We start from the raw sequence: 18218 nt of genomic DNA on the forward strand, positions 1-18218 counted from the left end.
AACCGTGCGTGGCCACGGCCGCCAGGCAGGGCGCGGAAACGGTCGTGGTCCTCCAGGCGACCGTATCGATGCGGCGCCGCCGGTGCCGGACCGGTTGCTCGAAGGCCGGTGCCGGATGACCCCGGCAGCGAGGGACTTTCGTTTCTGGTGACCACGCCGCCGCAGCGGGGAGCGTCGCACTCAGCAGACGTGAGGAGGCGCCGATGAGTTCCCCGAGTTCCTATCCCGTGCGCATCGAGGGCGACCTGGACCCCTCGGTGTCGCGAGGGCTGTGGCTGGTGAAATGGCTACTGGTTTTCCCGCACCTCGTGGTGCTGGCCCTGTTGTGGCCGGCGTTCTTCGTGCTGAGCATCGCCGCGTTCTTCGCGATACTGGTGACCGGCCGGTATCCGCGGTCGATCTTCGAGTTCAACGTCGGGGTGATGCGCTGGACCTGGCGCGTGCACTTCTATTCCTACGCCGCGCTGGGCACCGATGCCTATCCGCCGTTCACCCTCGCCGACGTGCCCACCTATCCCGCCCGCCTCGAGGTCGACTATCCGGAACGGCTGTCGCGGGGTCTGGTGCTGGTGAAGTGGTGGCTGCTCGCGATACCGCACTACGTGATCATCGGCTTCTTCGCCGGCGGTGGCCTGTGGGCGCTGCGTTACAGCAGCGAACGCGGCTTCACCTGGGGTGGCGGTGGCCTGATCGGCATTCTGGTGCTCGTCGCCGGGGTGGTGCTGCTGTTCACCGGGCGCTATCCCCGGTCGATCTTCGACTTCGTGCTCGGCATGGACCGCTGGGTGCTGCGCGTCGGCGCCTACGCGGCACTGATGACCGACGAGTACCCGCCGTTCCGGTTCGACGCCGGTGGCCACGACCCTTCGGGGCCCGTGCAGGACTCCGCCGAGACGTGGCAGCCCTCCGACCACCACTGGACCGGTGGCCGCGTCGCCTCGGTGATCGTGGGCGCGGTGCTCGTGCTCACGGCGATGGGGCTGCTCACCGGCGGCGGCACGCTGCTGTGGGCGGACCGGGCCCAGCGTGACGCCGACGGGTTCGTGTCGACCTCGCGCACCCTGACCTCCGACGGCTACGCGATCGCGAGCGAGAACCTCGAGCTCACCGGTACCTCGGCGAACGCGAACTGGATCACCGGAACGGTCGGTGACATCCGGGTTCGGGTGACCTCCGCGGACCCGGCGACCCCGGTGTTCGTGGGTATCGCGCCGACTTCGGCCGCCATGACCTATCTCGCCGGAACCCAGTACACGACGTTGCGCGACTGGGCGGGCGCGGTGACCCAGAACCCGGGCAACCGCACGCTCGCCGCGCCGCAGACCGCGGGCATCTGGGTCCTGCAGGCGGGCGGGACCGGCACGCAAGGTTTCGTCGCGCCCCTGCAGAACGGTGACTGGACGGTGGTCATCGCCAACGCCAACGGCGCACCGGGCGTGAACGTCCGCGCCGAGGTCGGGGCGACGCTGCCGTCGCTGGGCACGATCGCCTACAGCGTGCTGGCCGTCGGGCTGGTGCTGCTGGGCGGCGGTGTGGCGCTCATCGTGGTGCCGGTGCGCCTGGCCGCGCGCCGTCCCGCCGAGATCTCGTCCTGATCCCGGCACGAGACGTCCACATCGGACTACTGCCCGCCGGCGTCGACGTTCACCTCGAGCGGGACGACGTCACTGCGCACCCACGTGTCGTAGACGTCGCAGCGTTGCCCGCTCGCCGTCCAGGACGTGGACCGGATGTGCAGGACCGGGGTGGTGGCGGTCACCGCCAGCGCCGCGGCGATATCCGGCTCGGGCGCCACCGCGTGGATCGCGCGGTGCGCGCCCGCGAGGGTGTACCCGGCGCCGGCGAGCAGTTCGCTCAGCGAGGCTTTCCCTCCAGCACGTCGTGCGCCGCGGCCACCACCGGCACGAGCGCGGGCGGGCTGTAGTTGACGCTGTAGAGCGCCGGGACACCGTCGAGCGAGCGCAGCCGGACCAATTCGAAGCCCGCGGTGTTCTCCGGCACCCGCAGAGCCCGGCAGACGTGCTCGGGCAGGATCGCCGGGCCGTGGCGCAGCACCTTGGTGGCTCGATCGCACCGCCGGCCAGCCGGCGCACGGTCACCTGGTTCGGCTGCGTGATGTGTGCGGTGGGCGCGCTGCTGTTGTACTACGTGCCGAAACTGACCGGCCCGAACTTCACCGTCACGCTGCTGTGCTGGGCCGTGTTCGGCATCGGGCTGGCCGGGTTCGTGCCGCTGACCGCGCTCATGCCGGGCGTGGTCGGCAAGTCCGACAGCGGCAGCGCGCTGGCCATCTACACGCTTGCGGCCGGGCTGTCCGCGTTCGTGGGACCGGCGATCGTCGGGCTGCTCGGCGGCAGCGCGCACATGGGCAGCGCGATCTGGACGTTCGTGGTGCTCTACCTGCTGGCGGCGGTGGCGAGTCTGGTGCTCAAGTCCGAAGTGGACCCGGGAGTGGCGCGGCGCGAGGCTCGCGCCACGGTGGCCTCGCCCGGCGCATAAACTGCGCGCGTGGCTGCGGCGAGGGACTTCCAGCGGATGGTGAACGCGCTCGCGGAGGTCGAGCGCGCGCAGGGCAGCGAGTACACCTCGTTCAGCGTGCGCGGCAAGCGGTTCGGATACCACTGGCCGCGCACGCGGACGGTCGGGTTGAAGCAGCTGCTGTCCGAACAGCAGGCGCTGGTGGCCGAACGGCCGGAGGCCTTCGAGGAACAGTTCACCGCGGGCGGGTTCGGCTGGGTGGTCGTCTACCTGGACAAGGTGGACGTGGCCGAGCTGTCCGAACTGGTTTACGAGGCGTGGCGGCTGTCCGCACCGGAGGAACTCGTCGCGCAGGTCCCGTTTCCGTGGTGACGCGTCATGCCGCCGGCGCGGTCCGGGCGGCGAGGATCACGATCACCGCGCTCGACGCGAGCGCGGTGCCCAGCTGCCCTCGCCGTCCGGTGAACGCGCGGCCCAGGACGGCGCCGCCGCCGGCCAGGGCGAGTTGCCAGCTCGCCGACGCGGCGAACGCGGCCACCGCGAACGCCGAACGCTCCGGCACGGTGTTCGCGAGACCGGCCGAACCGCCGAGGACCACCGCGACGAAGTAGACGATCGTGGTGGGGTTGACCAAGGTCATCCCCACGAGCATCGCGTACGCGCGGCCGGGCCGCATCGGCGGTGGCGCCGACGGCGTGCGGTAGCGGCGAAGCGCCCCGAAGGTGGTGCGTGCGGCCACGGCGATCAGCGCCGCGGCCGCGATCCACCGCAGCGGTGCCGCGACCGGCACCAGCGCCCGGACCAGCGCGCTCCCGCCGAGCGCGGCACTCAGCGCGTACACCCCGTCCACCGTCGCGATGCCCAGCGCCGCGGCCGCGCCGACGCGCAGCGAGGTATGCGCGGTCAGGGCGATGAGATATGCGCCGACGGCTCCGACCGGGATCGCGATCCCGTATCCGGCCAGCAGTCCCGCGACGATCGCGGCCGTCACGGCACGAGCGTGACGCGCCTCCCCGGCGGCGCCGGCTGCTGCTTGGCGGCCGCGGACGTGGCGGCGACCGGCAGGACAGCGAGAACCAGGATCGGTGTCATGGCGGGATCATCGCCGCTGCCGCGCCGGGACGGCAAACGAATTTCAGCCGTCCAGGCGCCGGATCAGCGCGTCGCCCTCCAGCGCGGACGGGTAGCGGTGCGACACGGCGGGATCGTGACCGGGAATGACGTGCTCCGGTGAAGCAGCGAGCCGGTCCAGGGTTTCGGAGGTGTCGCAGTAGTCGTCGGCACGCACGATGACCGAGAACGGGGCACCGCCGTCACGTTCGCCGCCGACGCGGTTGTCCAGATAGTGCCGTGCATCGGACGCGAGCACCATGTGCCCGCGTGCGGTCGGTACCCGTACCGCCTGGCAGCCCGGGGTGTGCCCGGCCGCGGGATGCACCTCGATACCCGGCCCGACTTCGTAGCTGCCCTCACGCAGCCGCACCCGGCCCTGGTACAGCAGGGAAATCACCTCCGACACCTTGTCCACATCGTACGGTCGCCGCAGGAACCGGTGCTGCATCGACGGACCGGTCGCATAGGCCAGCTCTGCCCGGCGCAGGTGGAAGGTCGCGTTGGGAAAGGCCGCCATGTTCCCGGCGTGGTCCCAGTGCAGGTGGGTCAGCACGACGTCGTGCACGGACTCGGGGTCGATGCCCAGCGCACGCAGCGAATCCGCCGGGTTGCGCTCGTAGCTCACACCGCGGCCCCGCGCGGTCGGCTCGTCCGCGCCCACGTCCACCAGCACCGTGTGCTGCCCGGAGACCGCGAGCCAGCAGAAGCAGTGCAGCGACTGGTCGGTGTCCGGGTACTCGAATCCCGGTGTGGGCGCGTAGTTCTCGCACGCCGTGCGGCTGTGGTTGATGCCGTAGCGGATGGCGTAGAGCCGGTAGTTCACCGGCGACCTCCTCAGCGCAGGGCCGGATCGACGACGATCCGGCCGGGAAACCCGTGATGCAGCCGCGCCATGCCGTCGCCGATCTCACCGAGGCCGATCGCCGCGGCCGGCGCGAGCCGGTCCACGGGCAGCCGCCCCGCGCGATGCAGTTCGACGAACCGCGGGATGTCACGCACCGGCACGCTCGAACCCAGATAGCTGCCGCACAGCGTGATGTCGTTCGCGACCAGCGCCGCCGGTGGCACCTCCCACCGGGCCGCCGGATTGGGCAGCCCGACCATGGTGAGCTTGCCGCCGCGCCGCAGGCTGGCGTAACCGGAGGCGATCGCGGGCACGGCGCCGGCGGCGTCGAACGCGTGATGCACCCCGCCGCCGGTCAGGCGCCGGATCTCCTCGGCGGCGTCCTCACCCGCGGGGAGCACGATGTCGGCGCCCAGTTCCTTGGCGCGGCCGAGGTTCTCCGGGCGCAGATCGACGGCGATGATCGGTGCCGCGCCCACGGCCCGCAGGCCGAGAATCGCGGCGAGTCCGACCCCGCCGCAGCCGAACACCGCGGCCGACCGGCCGAGCCCGACCTTGGCGGCGTTGAGCACCGCACCCACGCCGGTGCTCACCGCGCATCCGAACAACGCCGCCGTGCGCAGGTCCATTTCGGACGGCAGTGGCACGACCGACGCCGCGTCGACCACGGCCTGCTGTGCGAACGCCGAGATTCCCAGGTGGTGGTGGACGGTTTCGCCGTGCCGGTCCCGCAACCGGTGCCCGCCGGAGGACAGTTCACCCGCGCTGTTGCCCGCGTGCGCGCGCGAGCACAGCACCGGCCTGCCGTCGCGGCAGTATCCGCACCGGCCGCACGCCGCGACGTAGGTGAACACCACGGGATCGCCCGGCCGCACCGTGTCGACGGCGCGTCCCACCTCCCGCACGATCCCGCTGGCCTCGTGCCCGAGCACCATCGGCAGCGGGCGTGGCCGGTCACCGGTGAGCACCGACAGGTCCGAATGGCACAACGAGGCGAACCGGATGTCGACGAGGATCTCGCCATCGCCCGGACCGTCGAGTTCCACCTCCTCGACGGCGATGCGGGAGAAGTCCGGTTCGGTTCCGCCCTTCGGGGCGCGGAGCACGGCGGCTTCGATCGTCCTGGTCATGCGCGCTGCGCCGTCAGAGCCGTCGAGCTGGGTGTACTCGCAGTTCCGCACGTCGAGCACGCCACCGGGCCCGGCGAGCAGATCGGGCCTGCTGTTCTCGTACAGGGTGTGCGCGGCCACCGACAACGGCGTGCATCGCTGTTCCGGGCCCATCGGGGCGAGGTCGAACGAGTCCGCCCGCACGGTCGCCATCGCCCCGCCGCCCTTCGGCTCGGCGCACACGCCGCCGCATTCCAGGATCTTGCCGACGTGCCAGGCGATGGCCGGATCGATCCCGCGTGGCACGAGGAAGGCCGCGTACGGCGCCGGATCGTAGGCGCGGCCCGCGACCACGACGTCCACCGGTTGCGACAGGGCCGTTTCGAACGGCTCGGCACCGATCTGCGCCACGATCGCCGTCGCGGCGTCCACATCGGACTGCGTGCACAGCTCACCACGCACGTTCGGCTCGATCAGCCCGTCGGCCAGCTTTCGCCGCACCACGTCCTTCGACAGTCCGGAGTAGACGGCGGCGATCCGCAGGTCGATGTTCTCCTCGGTGGCGAGCCGGTCGAGCAGCCCGACCATCCAGTCCACCTGCTCGTCGGTGCCGGCACCGCCCGCCGAACCGATGAGCAGCGGAATCCGATGCTCGTGTACCGCGCGCACCATCGGCCGCAGATCGCGCAGGTAGGACTCCTCGGTGACCAGGGTGTCGCCGAGACCCAGCATCGACGGCCCCGGGTCGGTGGAGCCGGAGTCCACCACGATCGCGTCGACCCCCTCGCGCACACAGGCGTCGAAGTCGGCCTCGCGGTAGCCGTAGCCGAGCATGCCGACCGGGGACAGGATCCGGAACTCGGCGGTCATGCCGCGTCCCGTGTCTCGCCGGCCGGGGGCAGGCCCAGGTTCTCGCGCAGGGTCGACGCCTCATAGCGGTCGGGCAGCAGGCCGCGTTTCCTGAGCACGGGGCTGACCAGGCGAGAGAAATCGTCGTAGGTGCCCGGAACCGAGGCGGCGGCGAGCACGAACCCGTCCGCGCAGGTGCCGTGCAGTTCTTCCAGCTGGTCGGCCACCTTGTCCGGGGTGCCCGCGATGATCTTCGCCTCGCGCAGCTTGCCGCGCCCGGAGAACTCGACGAAATCACGCACCGACGGGTTTTCCTTGCCGCTCAGGGTGATCACCCGGTCTCGCAGGCCCTGGTAGGACATCGCGCGCAGTTCGGTGTCGGTGAACGGCTCGTCGTAGGGGCGGGTGCCGAAGTCGGTGTTGAGCGCCTCGCACAGCAGCGCCAGCGCGTCCTCGTCGCGGGCGAGCCCTTCGAGCATCGCCTGTTTCCGCTCGACCAGTTCGGGGGTCTCGGCGGTGACCACGTTGATCAACGGCGCGATCACGACCGAGGCCGGGTCACGTCCGGCGTCCTCGATTCCCTGGCGCAGCTTGACGTAGGTGCGCGTACCGGATTCGACGTTCGCGAAATGTGTGAAGATCACGTCGGCCCAGTTCGCGGCGAAGGCCATGCCGCGCCCGCTGGCGCCCGCCTGCAACAGCACCGGCCTGCCCTGTGGCGACGGCGGCACCGGGAACGTGCCGTGCGAGGTGAAGAACTTGCCGTCGTGCTCCAGCCGGTGAACCTTCGCCGGGTCGGCGAAGAACCCGGTTTCCTTGTCCACCACCAGCGCGTCCGGCTCCCATGTCGCCCACATCCGGGTGACGATGTCGACGAACTCGTCGGCGCGGTCGTAGCGCAGATCGTGTTCGAGGTGCTCGCCGCGGCCGAAGTTCGCGGCCTCGGAGTCGTTGAGCGAGGTCACGACGTTCCACGCGGCGCGCCCGCCGGTCATCAGGTCGAGTGTCGCGAAGTGCCGGGCCACGTGGAAAGGTTCGTAGTAGGTCGTGGAATAGGTGGAAGCCACACCGAGGTGGCGGGTGGCCATCGCCATCACGGTCATCACCACGGTCGGGTCCATTTTGACCGATCGGATTCCGTGCCGGACGGCCAGTTCGTGGCTGTTGTCGTAGATGTCGGGCATCGCCAGCCGGTCGTCGAAGAAGGCCATGTCGAACCGGCCGTCTTCGAGAGTGCGCGCGATGCGGGCGAAGTACTCGGCGGTCAGGAAGTCGCTCGCCGAAGCAGGGGCCCGCCACGAGCCGACGTAGTTGGAGCAGTTCTGCGCCTGCAGGAACGCGATCAGCGCCATGGTCCGCGGTGAGCTCGTCATCGAATCTCCTGTCGTGAAGCCGTGTTCACAGATTCGGCAAACCGTGGCAGGATCACCAAGCGGAGTTACAACTACTGCAACCAACGAGGGTGGGATGGCCGAGGAGCTGGCCGGGCCGGCGCGGATCCTGCACGTGCTCGAAGCGCTCGCCGGGCTGGAACAGCCCGCGAACCTGCCGGTCATCGCGGCGAAAGCGGGGCTGGGCAAGGCCAAGGCGTACCGCTCGCTGCGGGTACTGCAGGAGGAGGGCTACGTGGACCACGTCGGCCGCACCGGCTACCGCATCGGCAGCAGGGCTCTGGCGCTCGCGTCCCTGATGGGCCCGCGGCCGGCGCTGCTCCGGCTTGCGCGGCCGACCTTGGCGCGGCTGGCGGCGCACGCGGCGGAGACCACGCATCTGCACCTGCGCAGTGGAACGCACCGGATCGTGATGCTGTCGGAGGATCCGCCGAACAACCCGGAACGTCTCGGCAGCACGGTCGGCGAACGCTCACCGCTGACCTCGGGCTGCGGCGGGACTTCGATACTGGCGTTCCTGCCCGCGGACCAGGCACGCGAAGTGCTCCGCCGGGACGGCACGAAACGGCGCGGTATCAACGCTTTGCTCACCCGGGTGCGCCGCAACGGATACGCCTTGTCCTTCAGCGACAATCACCCGGAGCTGAACGGGATCGCGGCCCCGCTGCTGGATCCGGACAGCGGGCACGCGATCGGTTCGATCTCGATAGCGGGTCACGAACGCCGCCTGCCCGAGCCCGTCCTGCTGCGGCTGCGGGGACCGCTCATGGCGGCCTGTGCGGAGCTGGGCCCGCGGCTGGCGACCTTCCTCGGGCCCAACTCCACCGCACACCTGGAATCACTGGACGTGACGGTGCGCAACCTGCTCGCGTGAGCGCACGTCAGCTCGTGAATTCGGCGAACGTGCCGCGCTCGTAGGAACCGCCCTTCTGGCGCAGGATCACGCCCATCCGGTTGGCCGCGTTGATCAGCGCGACGAGCGAGACGAGTGCCGCGACTTCGTTGTCGTCGAAGTGTTTGCGCACCTGCGCCCAGGTCTCGTCGGACACGCCCTGGTGCGCGTCGGCCAGCCGGGTGCCCTCCTCGGCCAGCGCCAGCGCGGCCTGCTCGGCTTCGCTGAACACGTTGGTCTCGCGCCAGACCGCGACGAGGTTGAGCCGTGTCGCGGTTTCGCCCTCGGCCGCCGCCTCCTTGGTGTGGAAGTCGACGCACCAGCCGCAGCCGTTGATCTGGCTGGCACGCAGCGCCACCAGTTCCTGCATCGTCTTCGTCAGACTCGACTGTGCCAGTACCGTGTTCAGGCCCGCGAACCGCTTGGTGAACTTGGCTCCGAGCTCGTTCTCGAACATGTTGAAACGCGTTTCCATGGCTGGGTTCTCCTTGCCGGTCTTGCGTGGACGAACACAAGACACCGGCGTTCCCGCGCGTGTGACGTGACCTGCGCCACGCGCGCGATCAGCGGCCGCGCCGCAGCGCCGCCGCGAGTCCCTGTTTGGTCGCGACCAATCCGGTGTAGCGATGCACCCACCTCACGAGTGCGGTTCCTAACCGGAAGGGTCCTCCGGTTAGCCTGCGACTCTGGCCGGGTAGGTGCGGAAACGGCCGCGGCGGCCCATAATCCCGCTATGGTCTACGACCGCGTGCTGGCGGACCGGATCCGGGAGCTCCTCGGTGGCGAGGAGGGGCTCGGCGAGCACGCGATGTTCGGCGGACTGGCCTTCCTCGTGTGCGGCAACATGGCGGTGGCCGCCAGCGGGCAGGGCGGCCTGATGGTGCGCGTGCCGCCCCAGGACTGCGACGAGCTGACCGGCTCGCACGTGCGGCCGATGGTGATGCGCGGCCGTGAGATGCGTGGCTGGCTCCGGGTGGACGCCGAGGCCGTGCGCTCCGCGAAGGCGCTCGAACGCTGGGTGAGCAGGGGCGTGGCATTCGCGCGCTCCCTGCCGGCCAAGGCAGGCCATGGCTGAGCTGCGGGCCGCGGTGGTCCTGTTCGTCGCCTGGGGGCTGACGATCATCGCCGTGGTCTCGGTGCCGCTGATTCTGGAGGCGGGCGGTACCGCCTACCGGTGGGGCGTGCTCGGCGGGTCCGTCGTGCTCGCCGCCGTGTGCTGGACCGCGGTCGCTCGCCGCCCGCGTTAGCCGCGACGGCGCGGTTTGCCGCGTTTGCCGCCGCGCGGCGTGCCCTGGCGGCGGGTCTTGCCGGTGGCCGGCTTGCGCGGTTCGGGCTCGGGGCGTTTCCGCGTCGCCGGCGCCTGCGCCAGGCGGCCGCGGGTGCTGTTGACCGTGCGGCCGCGGACGATCCCGATGAACTGCTCCATCAGGTCGGAGGTCTCCTCCTCGGGCCAGGACAGCGCCACGCGCGAGGCCGGGACGCCGGACAGCGGCCGGTAGATCAGGTCGCGGCGGTGATGCAGCCGCGCCAGCGACTGCGGCACCACCAGCAGCCCGACGCCCGCCGCGACCAGCTGGATCGCATCGCCCGTGGTGGCCGGCCGTTCGATCGCGGGACGACCCGGCGGCCGCGCCCAGTCGAGCGTGTCGTCCAGCGGATGCAGCACGACGTCCTCGGCCAGATCGGCGGGGGAGACCTCGTCGGCGGCGGCGATCAGATGGTCCTTCGGGGCCACGACCACGGTGGTCTCGGTGTAGAGCGGGATGGCGTGCAGCCCGGTGCGGTCGGTGGGCAGCCGCAGCAGCACCGCCTCGGCGCCGCCGTCCCGCACGAGGCCGGCCGCCTCGGCGGCCGGTACCTGCATCAGCTCCAGCGCGACCCCGGGGACCCGCTCGGCCCACATGCGCACCCACTTGCCGGGCGTGACGCCGGGAACGTACGCGAGCCTGAAGGTCACCGGCCCAGGTTACCGGCCGTGACTTATCCTGGACCGCATGACGTCGCGCAAGACCTCCCAGACCATGAAGCCCGCGACCGCGGCGAAGAAGCTGGGTGTGTACCTCCAGGCCGCCCCGGCCGAGTTCCAGGAGGGCGTCATCTCGCGCGACGAGCTCAACGCGTTGCAGGCCGACCCGCCCGAATGGCTGCGCGAGCTGCGCCGCAACGGGCCGCACCCGAGGCCGGTCGTCGCGGCGAAGCTGGGCGTGTCCATCAGCGGACTGGCGCGCGGCGGGATCACCGAACCACTGACCACCGAGCAGATCAACGAGCTCAAGGACGCGAACCCGGACTGGCTGCGACGCGAACGCGAGACGCAGGCCGAAGTGCGCCGGGAGAACGCGCGGCTGAAGGATCAGGGCTCCGAGTAGACCGGGTACGGCCCAGCCGCGGCCGTGGGAAGCGCGTGCTCGGCTTAGCCTTGCGCGAGATACCTCGCCAAATGCGCGCTGAGCTCACCGGCGTCCGCATCGGCCCCATCGATGAGACTCGACCGGCGGCGGCGTAGGAACGGCATCCCCAGCAGGTACAGCCCCGGCCACGCCGTCACTCCGCCGTCGTGGCGGACGCGGCCCTTCCGGTCCAGCACGGGCACATCGAGCCACGACAAATCCGGCCGGAACCCGGTGGCCCACACGATCGAGCGGATCTCGCCGCCGTCAAGGTCCACGGTGAGCGGCGGCTTTCCTGGCAGCTCCGTCGCGGGGAAACGCTCCGGCGGGCCGCAGTCGGTGAAGCCGGAATCCGCCGCCCACGTGTCGAAGGTGTCGAGCAGGCGGCCCAGTTTGAGATCGGCCAAGGCACAGACATTGGGCAGCGAACCCGAGAACTGCGCCCGCCCGTCCCGCACGCCCGCGAACTTGCCCGCCAGCCGGACACCGATGCCGGTCAGCGCATTCAGGTCCACGGTGACCCGCTCCGGAGTGCCCACGAGCTGCATCGAGGGCAGGTTCCGGGCCCGCGTCAGGTCGGGCACCTCGTCGTAGCGCTCGTCGAACACGCCCGCCGCGTCCATCCACCACAACACGTCCCGGCCACGGTAAACCCGCGGCATTCGCACGTGCTCGCCCACCGCCAGTGTCACCGGCCTGCCCGAGGAGTGCACCTCCCGCGCGATCTGGACGCCCGTGGACGACGCGCCGACCACGAGCACTCCGCCATCGGGCAGCTGCCCCGGCTCCCGGTAGCCGAGCGCCGTCAGCGTCGTGATGTCCGCGGGCACGGCGCCGGCGACCGGTGGCAGGTTCGCGACGTTGTGCGCACCGGACGCGAGCACCACCGTGCGTGCTCGCCAGGTGTCCTGGTCGGTGCGCACCAGGAAACCGTCGCCGCCGGGCCGCACGGACTCCACGGTCGTGTTCGCCCGTACGGGCGCGCCGGTCACCTTCGCGTAGTCGCCGATGAGACGGGCCAGCTCGGAAGCCGTCTGGTAGCCGTCGGGATCGTCGCCGGAGTAAGCGAAATCGGGTAGCCGGGTCATCCAGTTCGGCGTGAGCAACCGGAACGAGTCCCACCGCTGTGTGCGCCACGAGTGGGCCACCTCGCCGCGTTCGAGGACCACGTGGTCGATCGAGCGCTCGGCGAGGTGGCGGCTCATGGCGAGACCGCAGTGGCCCGCACCGACGACGAGTGTCGTCACCTTCGGCACGGTCTTAGTTGACTTCCACCGTGACGTTGGTGGGGTTGGTGAGGATGTCGTAGACCGCGGAACGCTTCTGCGACTGTGCGACAAGAGCCTTGACGTCTTCCGGACCGGCGTCGGCCTCGATGTCGTAGGACACCCGCACGTCGCTGAAACCGTTGCGCACGTCGGGATCGGCGCCGAGGATGCCGTGAATGTCGAAGTCCGCCTCGATCGTGGCCTTGACCGAGCGCAGCTGGATCTGCCGCTGCTGCGCGACGGCCGCGACGCCCGCGGTGAGGCAGCTGCCCAGCGCCACCAGCACGAACTCGACGGGCGTGATCCCGTTGTCCTCGGCGGCGAACACCTCGGGGTGGTCGGCGTCGAACTCGTAGCGGGCCTTGTGCCGGTGCTCGGCGCCGAGCCCGTAGAAGGTCTCCACGCTGGAGTGGCTCTGGGTGCCCTTGACCCAGGTGTTCACTGTGCGCCAGGTGAACTTCGCGATGTCCGGCGCATCACCCAGCGCCTCGCGGGCACCCAGCAGCGCCTCGACGTTGACGCCGTTGTCCACCGGCAGATCGGTCGCGGTCATGAGTTTGGTCCTCCCCGGAAACGGGCTGTGTCGTGATGACTCCGAAGTCTGGGGGAGCGGGCGCGCGAGCACGACCCTTCTCACGACGTGGACACGAGGCCGACACGCCCACATCTTTGGATCTGAAGAAGGAGAAGAACTTCTTCGAGACCAGGGTCACCGACTACCAGACCGGCGGCTCTCTCGACTGGGACTGATCACGGCGTGCACCGGCGCGGGCCCGCTTCCGAGCCCGCGTCACGCGGCGCTGTGCGCGTTCGCCGGCCTGGCGAGTCCGAGGTTTTCGCGCAACGTCGTGCCGCTGTAGGTGCTCCGGAACACCCCGCGTTTGCGCAGCTCCGGCACCGCGAGCCGGACGAAGTCCTCGAACGCGCCCGGCAGGTGGGTGGCAGCGATGACGAAACCGTCGCACGAACGGGATTCGAACCAGTCCTGCATCTGGTCGGCCACCTGCGCGCCGGTGCCCACGAAACGCGGGCCCTGCAACAGCGTCGCCCGGTGCCCGGCCAGCGTGCGCAGGGTCAGCGGCTGCTCGCCGACGTGCCGTTTGACGCCCTGGACCAGGCCGCGCATCCCGGACACCGAGTTGATCAGCTCGTCGGTGATCACGTCGTCGAGGGAATGGCCGGAGAAGTCGTAGTTCATCAGCTCCGAGAGCAGGGTGAGCGAGGCCATCGGATGCACGAGCTGGTCGAGGAACATCGCCTCTTTCTCCTTGGCGATCGTCTCGGTCTCGCCGACGATCGTGTAGGCCATCGGCAGCAGCCGCACTTTCTGTGCGTCGCGGCCTTCGGCGGTCACGAGATCCTTCTGCTCGCGGTAGTGATCGAGCGCGATCTCGCGGTCCGGATCGGCGGTGAAGATCAGATCCGCCCACCGAGCCGCGAACTTCCGCCCGCGCGGGGACTGCCCGGCCTGGATGATCGGTGGCCTGCCCTGCGGCGGCCGCGGCACGGTCAGCGGGCCTTGTACCGAGAAGTAGCGACCCTGGTGATCGAGCTCGTGCACCTTGTCCGGGTCGCCGAAGATCCCGGCGTCGCGGTCGCCGATGATCGCCCCGTCCTCCCACGAGTCCCAGAGCTTGGCGACCACGTCGATGAACTCCTCGGCGCGGTCGTAGCGTTCGTCGTGGCCCAGGTGTTCGGAGATGCCGTAGTTGCGCGCCTCCGAGTCGTTCACCGACGTGACGACGTTCCACGCGGCACGTCCGCCGCTGAGGTGATCGAGCGTCGCGAAGGCGCGCGCGACGTGGAACGGCGGGTAGTACGTCGTCGAGTACGTGGCGCCCAGCCCCAGATGCGAGGTCGCCGCGCCGGCCGCGCCGAGCACGGCGGTCAGATCCAGCTTGATCGGGCGGGCACCGTAACGCACCGCCTCACCGGGGGAGCCGGCGTAGATCGCGGGCATCGCCAGCCGGTCGTCGAAGAACATCAGATCGAACGTGCCCTCTTCCAGCACCCGCGCGATCCGCTGGTAGTAACGCAGATCGAGATAGTCCTCGGTGGCGCTCGGATAGCGCCACGATCCCGAGTAGACGGTCACATTGGACGCTTGCATGAAGCCGACCAGCGTCATCTGGTCGGCGCGTTTTCCGGACATGATTGTCTCCTCTCGAAGAAGTCTTGCCAGCCCAACTCATTCGCTGCTCAGAACCATGAACTCGCGCGCCTGGAACGCCCGGCTCGGGCGCCTGGAACGCTCGACTCGGGCACTCGGAATGCTCGACTCGAGCGCTGGGAATGCTCGACTCGGCCGCCCGGGATGCTCGACTCGAGCGCTGGGAATGCCCAACTCGCGCACCCGGAACCCGCGACTCGGGCACTCGGAACCCTCGACTCGGGCACTCGGAACCCTCGACTCGGGCGCTCGGAAACCTCAACTCGCGCACCAGGTGGGTTAGAGGTTCAGGAGGTCGGCGGTGCGGGTTACGGTCGCCGCGTGGCGCAGGTGCGCGGCGTCGACGAGCATCCCGTCCAGCCCGGTCGCGCCCCGGCCCTGCGCCTCCGCCTCCCGGTAGGCGGCGACCAGCCGGCGCGCATGCTCGATTTCGGCCGGGGTTGGTGCGAACGCCGAGTTCGCCACCTCCACCTGCGCCGGGTGGATGGCCCACTTTCCGACGTACCCCATCGCGGCCGCGCGGTCGCACGCCGTGCGGTAAGCCCCGGTGTCCCTGTAGTTCGGGAACGGCGCGTCGATCGCGTCGATCCCCGCCGAGCGCGCCGCGACGATCACGCGGGCGCGCGCGTAGTGCCACAGATCGCCCGGATAGTCGACCAACGGATCGAAGTTGGTGTCCACCCGCGCGCCCTGGGACGCGGAGAAGTCCCCGGCGCCGAAGATCACCGCCTCCAGCCGGTCGCTCGCGCGCACGATCTCGCCGACGTTCTCCAGCCCCTCGGTCTCCTCGATGAGCACCTCGAGCCCGATCCGCTCGTCCAGCCCGAGCGTCTGTTCCAGCTGGGTCAGCAGCACATCGACCCACCACACGTCCCTGGCCTTGCGGACCTTCGGCACGATGATCACGTCCAGCGCCTCCCGCGCCTCGGTGACCACCTCGATGACGTCGCCATACGCCCAGCGCGTGTCGACGCCGTTCATCCGGATGGCCCGCGTGGTGCGGCCCCAGTCCAGTTCCCGCAACGCACGCGCCGCCTTGCCCCGCGCCTTTTCCCGTTCGGCCGGGGCGCAGGCGTCCTCCAGGTCGAGGAACACAAGATCCGCCCCGGCCGCCGCGGATTTGGCGAACATCCAGTCGTTGCTCGCGGGGGTGGCGAGTTCGGACCGCCTCGGCCGCACCGGCCTGGCCATCAGATCACTCCTTTCGCGGTCAGCTCACCGATCTCGTCGTCACCGAGACCGAGCAGGCCGCGGTAGACCTCGTCGTTGTGCTCGCCGACGCGGGGGCCGAGGTGGTCGATGCGGCCCGGCGTCGCCGAAAATCGCGGCACCGGTGCCTGCACGCGCATCGAGCCCAGTTCGTCGTCCGCGATGCGGGGGAACGTGCCGCGAGCGGCCAGATGCTCGTCGGCGACGAGCTGTTCGGCGTTGTACACCGGCGCGGCGGCGACCTCGGCCTCCTCGAACACGGTCATCGCGTCGTCGAGGGTGCGCTCGGCGACCCAGTCCGCGACCACCTTGTCGATCTCGGCCGCGTTGCGCAGCCGTTGCTGGGCCTCGGCGAAGCGGGGATCCTCGGTGAGATCGGCGCGGCCCACGGCGCGCAGCGCCCGCATCGCGATGGTGGGGGCGCTGCCCGACATCGCGAGCCAGTGCCCGTCCTTCGTGCGGTACACGTTGCGGGGAGCGCTGATGTCCCACCGGTTCCCGGTGCGGCCCGGCACCCTGCCGAGCTGGTCGTAGGTCAGCACGGGCTGCTCGATCAGCCTCGCCAGCGGTTCGACCAGGTTCACGTCGATCAGCTGGCCCGGTCCCTTGTGGACGTCGCGGTGGTAGAGCGCCATCATCACCGCGAACGTCGCGTTCAGTGCGGCCACCCCGTCGGCGAGCATGAACGAGGGCAGCGTGGGCGGGCCGTCGGGTTCGCCGGTGAGATGGGCGAACCCGCTCATCGCCTCGCCCAACGTGCCGAACCCCGGCCGGTCGCTCTTCGGGCCGCCCGCGCCGTAGCCGGTGACGTGCACCATGACCAGCCGCGGGTTGATCCGGGCCAAGCTGGGATGGTCCAGCTCCCATCTGGCCAATGTGGACTGACGGAGATTGATGACCAGTACGTCCGCGTCCGCCGCCATCCGCCGCAGCAGCGCGCGACCTTCGGGAAGCCGGAAATTCAGGGTGACCGACTTCTTGTTGCGGCCAAGGCTCTTCCACATCAGGCCCACGCCGTCGCGCTGCGCGCCCCATTGGCGCACCGGATCGCCCGGCCCCGGTTGTTCGATCTTGATCACGTCGGCGCCGAACTCGCCGAGCCAGGTCGCGACCAGCGGCCCGGCCGCGAGCGTCGCGGCGTCGATCACCTTGAGCCCGGCCAGCGGGCCGGTATCACCTGTCATTGCCACCCTCCACCACTGCGTTGGCCCGTGCCGGTCCCGCCACCTGGACGCGCGGGGCGCTGCGCATCCCGATGCCCCACGCCAGCGCCCCGATCAGCGCGAGCCCGGCGGCCAGCGCGAGCGGGGCGAAGAACGAACCGGTGGCGTAGGCGACGGCGCCCGTCACGATCGGCCCGAGAATGCCGCCGACGTTGCCCAGCGCGTTGACGAAACCCGTCGCCGATCCCGTCAGGTTCAGCGCGCGCATGATGTCCTGGGTGGCCGCCCACACCGCGCCGTTCGCTGTGATGATCCCCGCGGTCGAGACCGACAGGCACACGATCGCGACCGCGGCCGACGAGGCGAGGGCGGTGCCGATGATCGCCAGCGCGGCGACCATCCCGCCCACCAGCACGAGCTTGCGCGCGTTCAAAGTGGACACTCCCCGGCGCAGCGCGAGATCGGACAGCCGTCCGCCCAGGATCCCGCACACGAACGCCACGGCCCACGGGATCGAGGTCGCGAAGCCGGAACCGAGCACGGTCATGTGCCGGTCCTGCACGAGATAACTCGGCAGCCAGGTGATGAACGTGTAGAGGATGTAGAGCAGGCAGAAGTATCCGGCGGTGATCGCCCAGATGTCACGGTGCCGCACGATTTCGCTCCACCGTGCGCGGCCGTCCTGCTTCGGTGGTTCCTGGTCGCGCAGGATGAGCTGCCGCTCGCGATCGCTGAGCCGGGTGTCGTCGAGCGGATGCCGGTACCACGCGTACCAGATCGCCGCGACCAGCAGGGACAGCACACCGGTGGCGATGAAGGCGGCCTGCCAGCCGAACCCGCTCACCAGGTAGGCCAATCCCGGTGGGCCGACGGCCGAACCGAGCGCGACGCCGGAGATGAACATACTGCTGCCGGTCGCGCGTTCGGATTTCGGCAGCCAGTCCGCGAGCGTGCGGATCGCCGCCGGGGCGAACGGCGCCTCGCCGATGCCGAGCAGCAGCCGCGGGCCGAACAGGGCGCCGGCCGAGCGCACGAGTGTGGTGAGCAAGCTCGACACCGCCCACACCAGCAGCGCCAGCGAGTACAGCACCCGGATCCGGATGCGGTCCACGAGCATGCCGGCGGGCAGGTTGAGCAGGGTGTAGGTCCAGGTGAAACTGGACAGCAGCAGTCCCATCACCGCGGCGTTGGTGTGGAACTCCTTGGTGAGCACCGGTGCGGCGATGGAGAGGTTGACCCGGTCGATGTAGGCGATGGCGGTGATGATCAGGACGAACGTCGCGACCAGCCATCGACGTCGATCTTTCACTGTTTCCTCCTCACACTTCGTTGTGCCGGACGG

The 18218-nt window shown here is 70.2% G+C and carries 22 protein-coding genes; 8 read left to right on the top strand and 14 right to left on the bottom strand.

The annotated features are described in order from the left end of the window. The first annotated feature begins 203 nt into the window (after positions 1–203). Positions 204–1595, top strand: coding sequence for a DUF4389 domain-containing protein (locus tag HFP15_RS02160; RefSeq protein WP_168510773.1), 1392 nt, complete (start codon positions 204–206; stop codon positions 1593–1595). A 26-nt stretch (positions 1596–1621) separates the two neighbouring features. Here HFP15_RS02160 and HFP15_RS43350 read toward each other — a convergent pair whose 3' ends face one another. Together HFP15_RS43350 and HFP15_RS43355 are read right to left on the bottom strand one after the other, a co-directional pair. Further along, positions 1622–1858, bottom strand: a complete 237-nt coding sequence (locus HFP15_RS43350; protein WP_312871437.1) for a UTRA domain-containing protein — start codon at positions 1856–1858, stop codon at positions 1622–1624. Then, a complete protein-coding gene (locus tag HFP15_RS43355) occupies positions 1855–2055 on the bottom strand; it encodes a UTRA domain-containing protein (protein ID WP_168510775.1) in 201 nt (66 codons plus the stop codon). The genes HFP15_RS43350 and HFP15_RS43355 overlap by 4 nt, the downstream gene beginning before the upstream one ends. Here HFP15_RS43355 and HFP15_RS02175 point away from each other — a divergent pair. Then, on the top strand, positions 2044–2499 hold the full coding sequence (locus tag HFP15_RS02175) for an MFS transporter (RefSeq protein ID WP_168510777.1): 456 nt from the start codon (positions 2044–2046) through the stop codon (positions 2497–2499). The two genes, HFP15_RS43355 and HFP15_RS02175, sit on opposite strands and share 12 nt — an antisense overlap. A gap of 36 nt (positions 2500–2535) precedes the next feature. Then, positions 2536–2850 carry an MmcQ/YjbR family DNA-binding protein gene (locus tag HFP15_RS02180; protein WP_168511275.1) on the top strand — a complete coding sequence of 105 codons (315 nt, stop codon included), beginning with the start codon at positions 2536–2538 and terminating at the stop codon, positions 2848–2850. 4 nt (positions 2851–2854) lie between these two features. On the opposite strand, the gene HFP15_RS02185 is transcribed toward HFP15_RS02180, so the two are convergent. The 4 genes from HFP15_RS02185 to HFP15_RS02205 all read right to left on the bottom strand — a co-directional run bounded on the left by HFP15_RS02185 (position 2855) and on the right by HFP15_RS02205 (position 7766). Next, entirely contained in the window at positions 2855–3469 is a 615-nt protein-coding gene (locus HFP15_RS02185; protein WP_168510779.1) for a LysE family transporter, read from the bottom strand. A gap of 144 nt (positions 3470–3613) precedes the next feature. Beyond that, positions 3614–4414, bottom strand: a complete 801-nt coding sequence (locus HFP15_RS02190; protein ID WP_168510780.1) for an N-acyl homoserine lactonase family protein — start codon at positions 4412–4414, stop codon at positions 3614–3616. Positions 4415–4425: 11 nt separating this feature from the next. Further along, positions 4426–6414 carry a zinc-binding dehydrogenase gene (locus HFP15_RS42105; RefSeq protein ID WP_210716616.1) on the bottom strand — a complete coding sequence of 663 codons (1989 nt, stop codon included), beginning with the start codon at positions 6412–6414 and terminating at the stop codon, positions 4426–4428. Next, a complete protein-coding gene (locus tag HFP15_RS02205; RefSeq protein WP_210716617.1) occupies positions 6411–7766 on the bottom strand; it encodes an NtaA/DmoA family FMN-dependent monooxygenase in 1356 nt (451 codons plus the stop codon). Before HFP15_RS02205 ends, HFP15_RS42105 begins: the two co-directional genes overlap by 4 nt. 94 nt (positions 7767–7860) lie before the next feature. Here HFP15_RS02205 and HFP15_RS02210 point away from each other — a divergent pair, with 94 nt between their 5' ends. Further along, complete coding sequence (locus HFP15_RS02210; RefSeq protein ID WP_168510782.1) at positions 7861–8658, top strand: IclR family transcriptional regulator; 798 nt, start codon at positions 7861–7863, stop codon at positions 8656–8658. Positions 8659–8665: 7 nt separating this feature from the next. On the opposite strand, the gene HFP15_RS02215 is transcribed toward HFP15_RS02210, so the two are convergent. Further along, on the bottom strand, positions 8666–9151 hold the full coding sequence (locus HFP15_RS02215; RefSeq protein ID WP_168510784.1) for a carboxymuconolactone decarboxylase family protein: 486 nt from the start codon (positions 9149–9151) through the stop codon (positions 8666–8668). Positions 9152–9409: 258 nt separating this feature from the next. On the opposite strand from HFP15_RS02215, the gene HFP15_RS02220 reads away from it, so the two are divergent. Continuing rightward, entirely contained in the window at positions 9410–9751 is a 342-nt protein-coding gene (locus HFP15_RS02220) for a TfoX/Sxy family protein (RefSeq protein ID WP_168510786.1), read from the top strand. Continuing rightward, positions 9744–9923, top strand: coding sequence for a hypothetical protein (locus HFP15_RS02225; protein WP_168510788.1), 180 nt, complete (start codon positions 9744–9746; stop codon positions 9921–9923). Before HFP15_RS02220 ends, HFP15_RS02225 begins: the two co-directional genes overlap by 8 nt. Here HFP15_RS02225 and HFP15_RS02230 read toward each other — a convergent pair. Beyond that, positions 9920–10579 carry a LysR family transcriptional regulator substrate-binding protein gene (locus HFP15_RS02230; protein ID WP_168511281.1) on the bottom strand — a complete coding sequence of 220 codons (660 nt, stop codon included), beginning with the start codon at positions 10577–10579 and terminating at the stop codon, positions 9920–9922. The two genes, HFP15_RS02225 and HFP15_RS02230, sit on opposite strands and share 4 nt — an antisense overlap. 91 nt (positions 10580–10670) lie before the next feature. Here HFP15_RS02230 and HFP15_RS02235 point away from each other — a divergent pair, with 91 nt between their 5' ends. Continuing rightward, positions 10671–11045 carry a DUF5997 family protein gene (locus HFP15_RS02235; protein WP_168510790.1) on the top strand — a complete coding sequence of 125 codons (375 nt, stop codon included), beginning with the start codon at positions 10671–10673 and terminating at the stop codon, positions 11043–11045. A gap of 44 nt (positions 11046–11089) precedes the next feature. Here the strand turns inward: HFP15_RS02235 and HFP15_RS02240 are convergent, their stop codons facing one another. Together HFP15_RS02240 and HFP15_RS02245 are read right to left on the bottom strand one after the other, a co-directional pair. Continuing rightward, on the bottom strand, positions 11090–12313 hold the full coding sequence (locus HFP15_RS02240; protein ID WP_210716618.1) for an NAD(P)-binding domain-containing protein: 1224 nt from the start codon (positions 12311–12313) through the stop codon (positions 11090–11092). A gap of 13 nt (positions 12314–12326) precedes the next feature. Beyond that, positions 12327–12887: an OsmC family protein gene (locus tag HFP15_RS02245; RefSeq protein WP_168510794.1), complete on the bottom strand. Its 561-nt coding sequence runs from the start codon at positions 12885–12887 to the stop codon at positions 12327–12329. Positions 12888–12922: 35 nt separating this feature from the next. Between HFP15_RS02245 and HFP15_RS02250 the strand changes: the two genes are divergently transcribed. Beyond that, positions 12923–13084: a hypothetical protein gene (locus HFP15_RS02250; RefSeq protein WP_168510011.1), complete on the top strand. Its 162-nt coding sequence runs from the start codon at positions 12923–12925 to the stop codon at positions 13082–13084. 40 nt (positions 13085–13124) lie between these two features. Here the strand turns inward: HFP15_RS02250 and HFP15_RS02255 are convergent, their stop codons facing one another. The 4 genes from HFP15_RS02255 to HFP15_RS02270 form a co-directional block, all read right to left on the bottom strand. Continuing rightward, positions 13125–14486 (bottom strand): LLM class flavin-dependent oxidoreductase, encoded by a 1362-nt coding sequence (locus tag HFP15_RS02255; protein ID WP_246271252.1) that lies wholly within the window; start codon positions 14484–14486, stop codon positions 13125–13127. Positions 14487–14783: 297 nt separating this feature from the next. Continuing rightward, the gene (locus tag HFP15_RS02260) at positions 14784–15695 is read right to left on the bottom strand and encodes an HpcH/HpaI aldolase/citrate lyase family protein (protein ID WP_168510796.1); all 912 of its coding nucleotides are present in this window, start codon (positions 15693–15695) and stop codon (positions 14784–14786) included. Next, a complete protein-coding gene (locus HFP15_RS02265; protein WP_168510798.1) occupies positions 15695–16897 on the bottom strand; it encodes a CaiB/BaiF CoA transferase family protein in 1203 nt (400 codons plus the stop codon). The genes HFP15_RS02260 and HFP15_RS02265 overlap by 1 nt, the downstream gene beginning before the upstream one ends. Then, a complete protein-coding gene (locus HFP15_RS02270) occupies positions 16887–18185 on the bottom strand; it encodes an MFS transporter (protein ID WP_168510800.1) in 1299 nt (432 codons plus the stop codon). The genes HFP15_RS02265 and HFP15_RS02270 overlap by 11 nt, the downstream gene beginning before the upstream one ends. Positions 18186–18218: the final 33 nt, after the last annotated feature.

The sequence above is a fragment of the Amycolatopsis acididurans genome, from assembly GCF_012328925.1.
Classification (GTDB): domain Bacteria; phylum Actinomycetota; class Actinomycetes; order Mycobacteriales; family Pseudonocardiaceae; genus Amycolatopsis_E; species Amycolatopsis_E acididurans.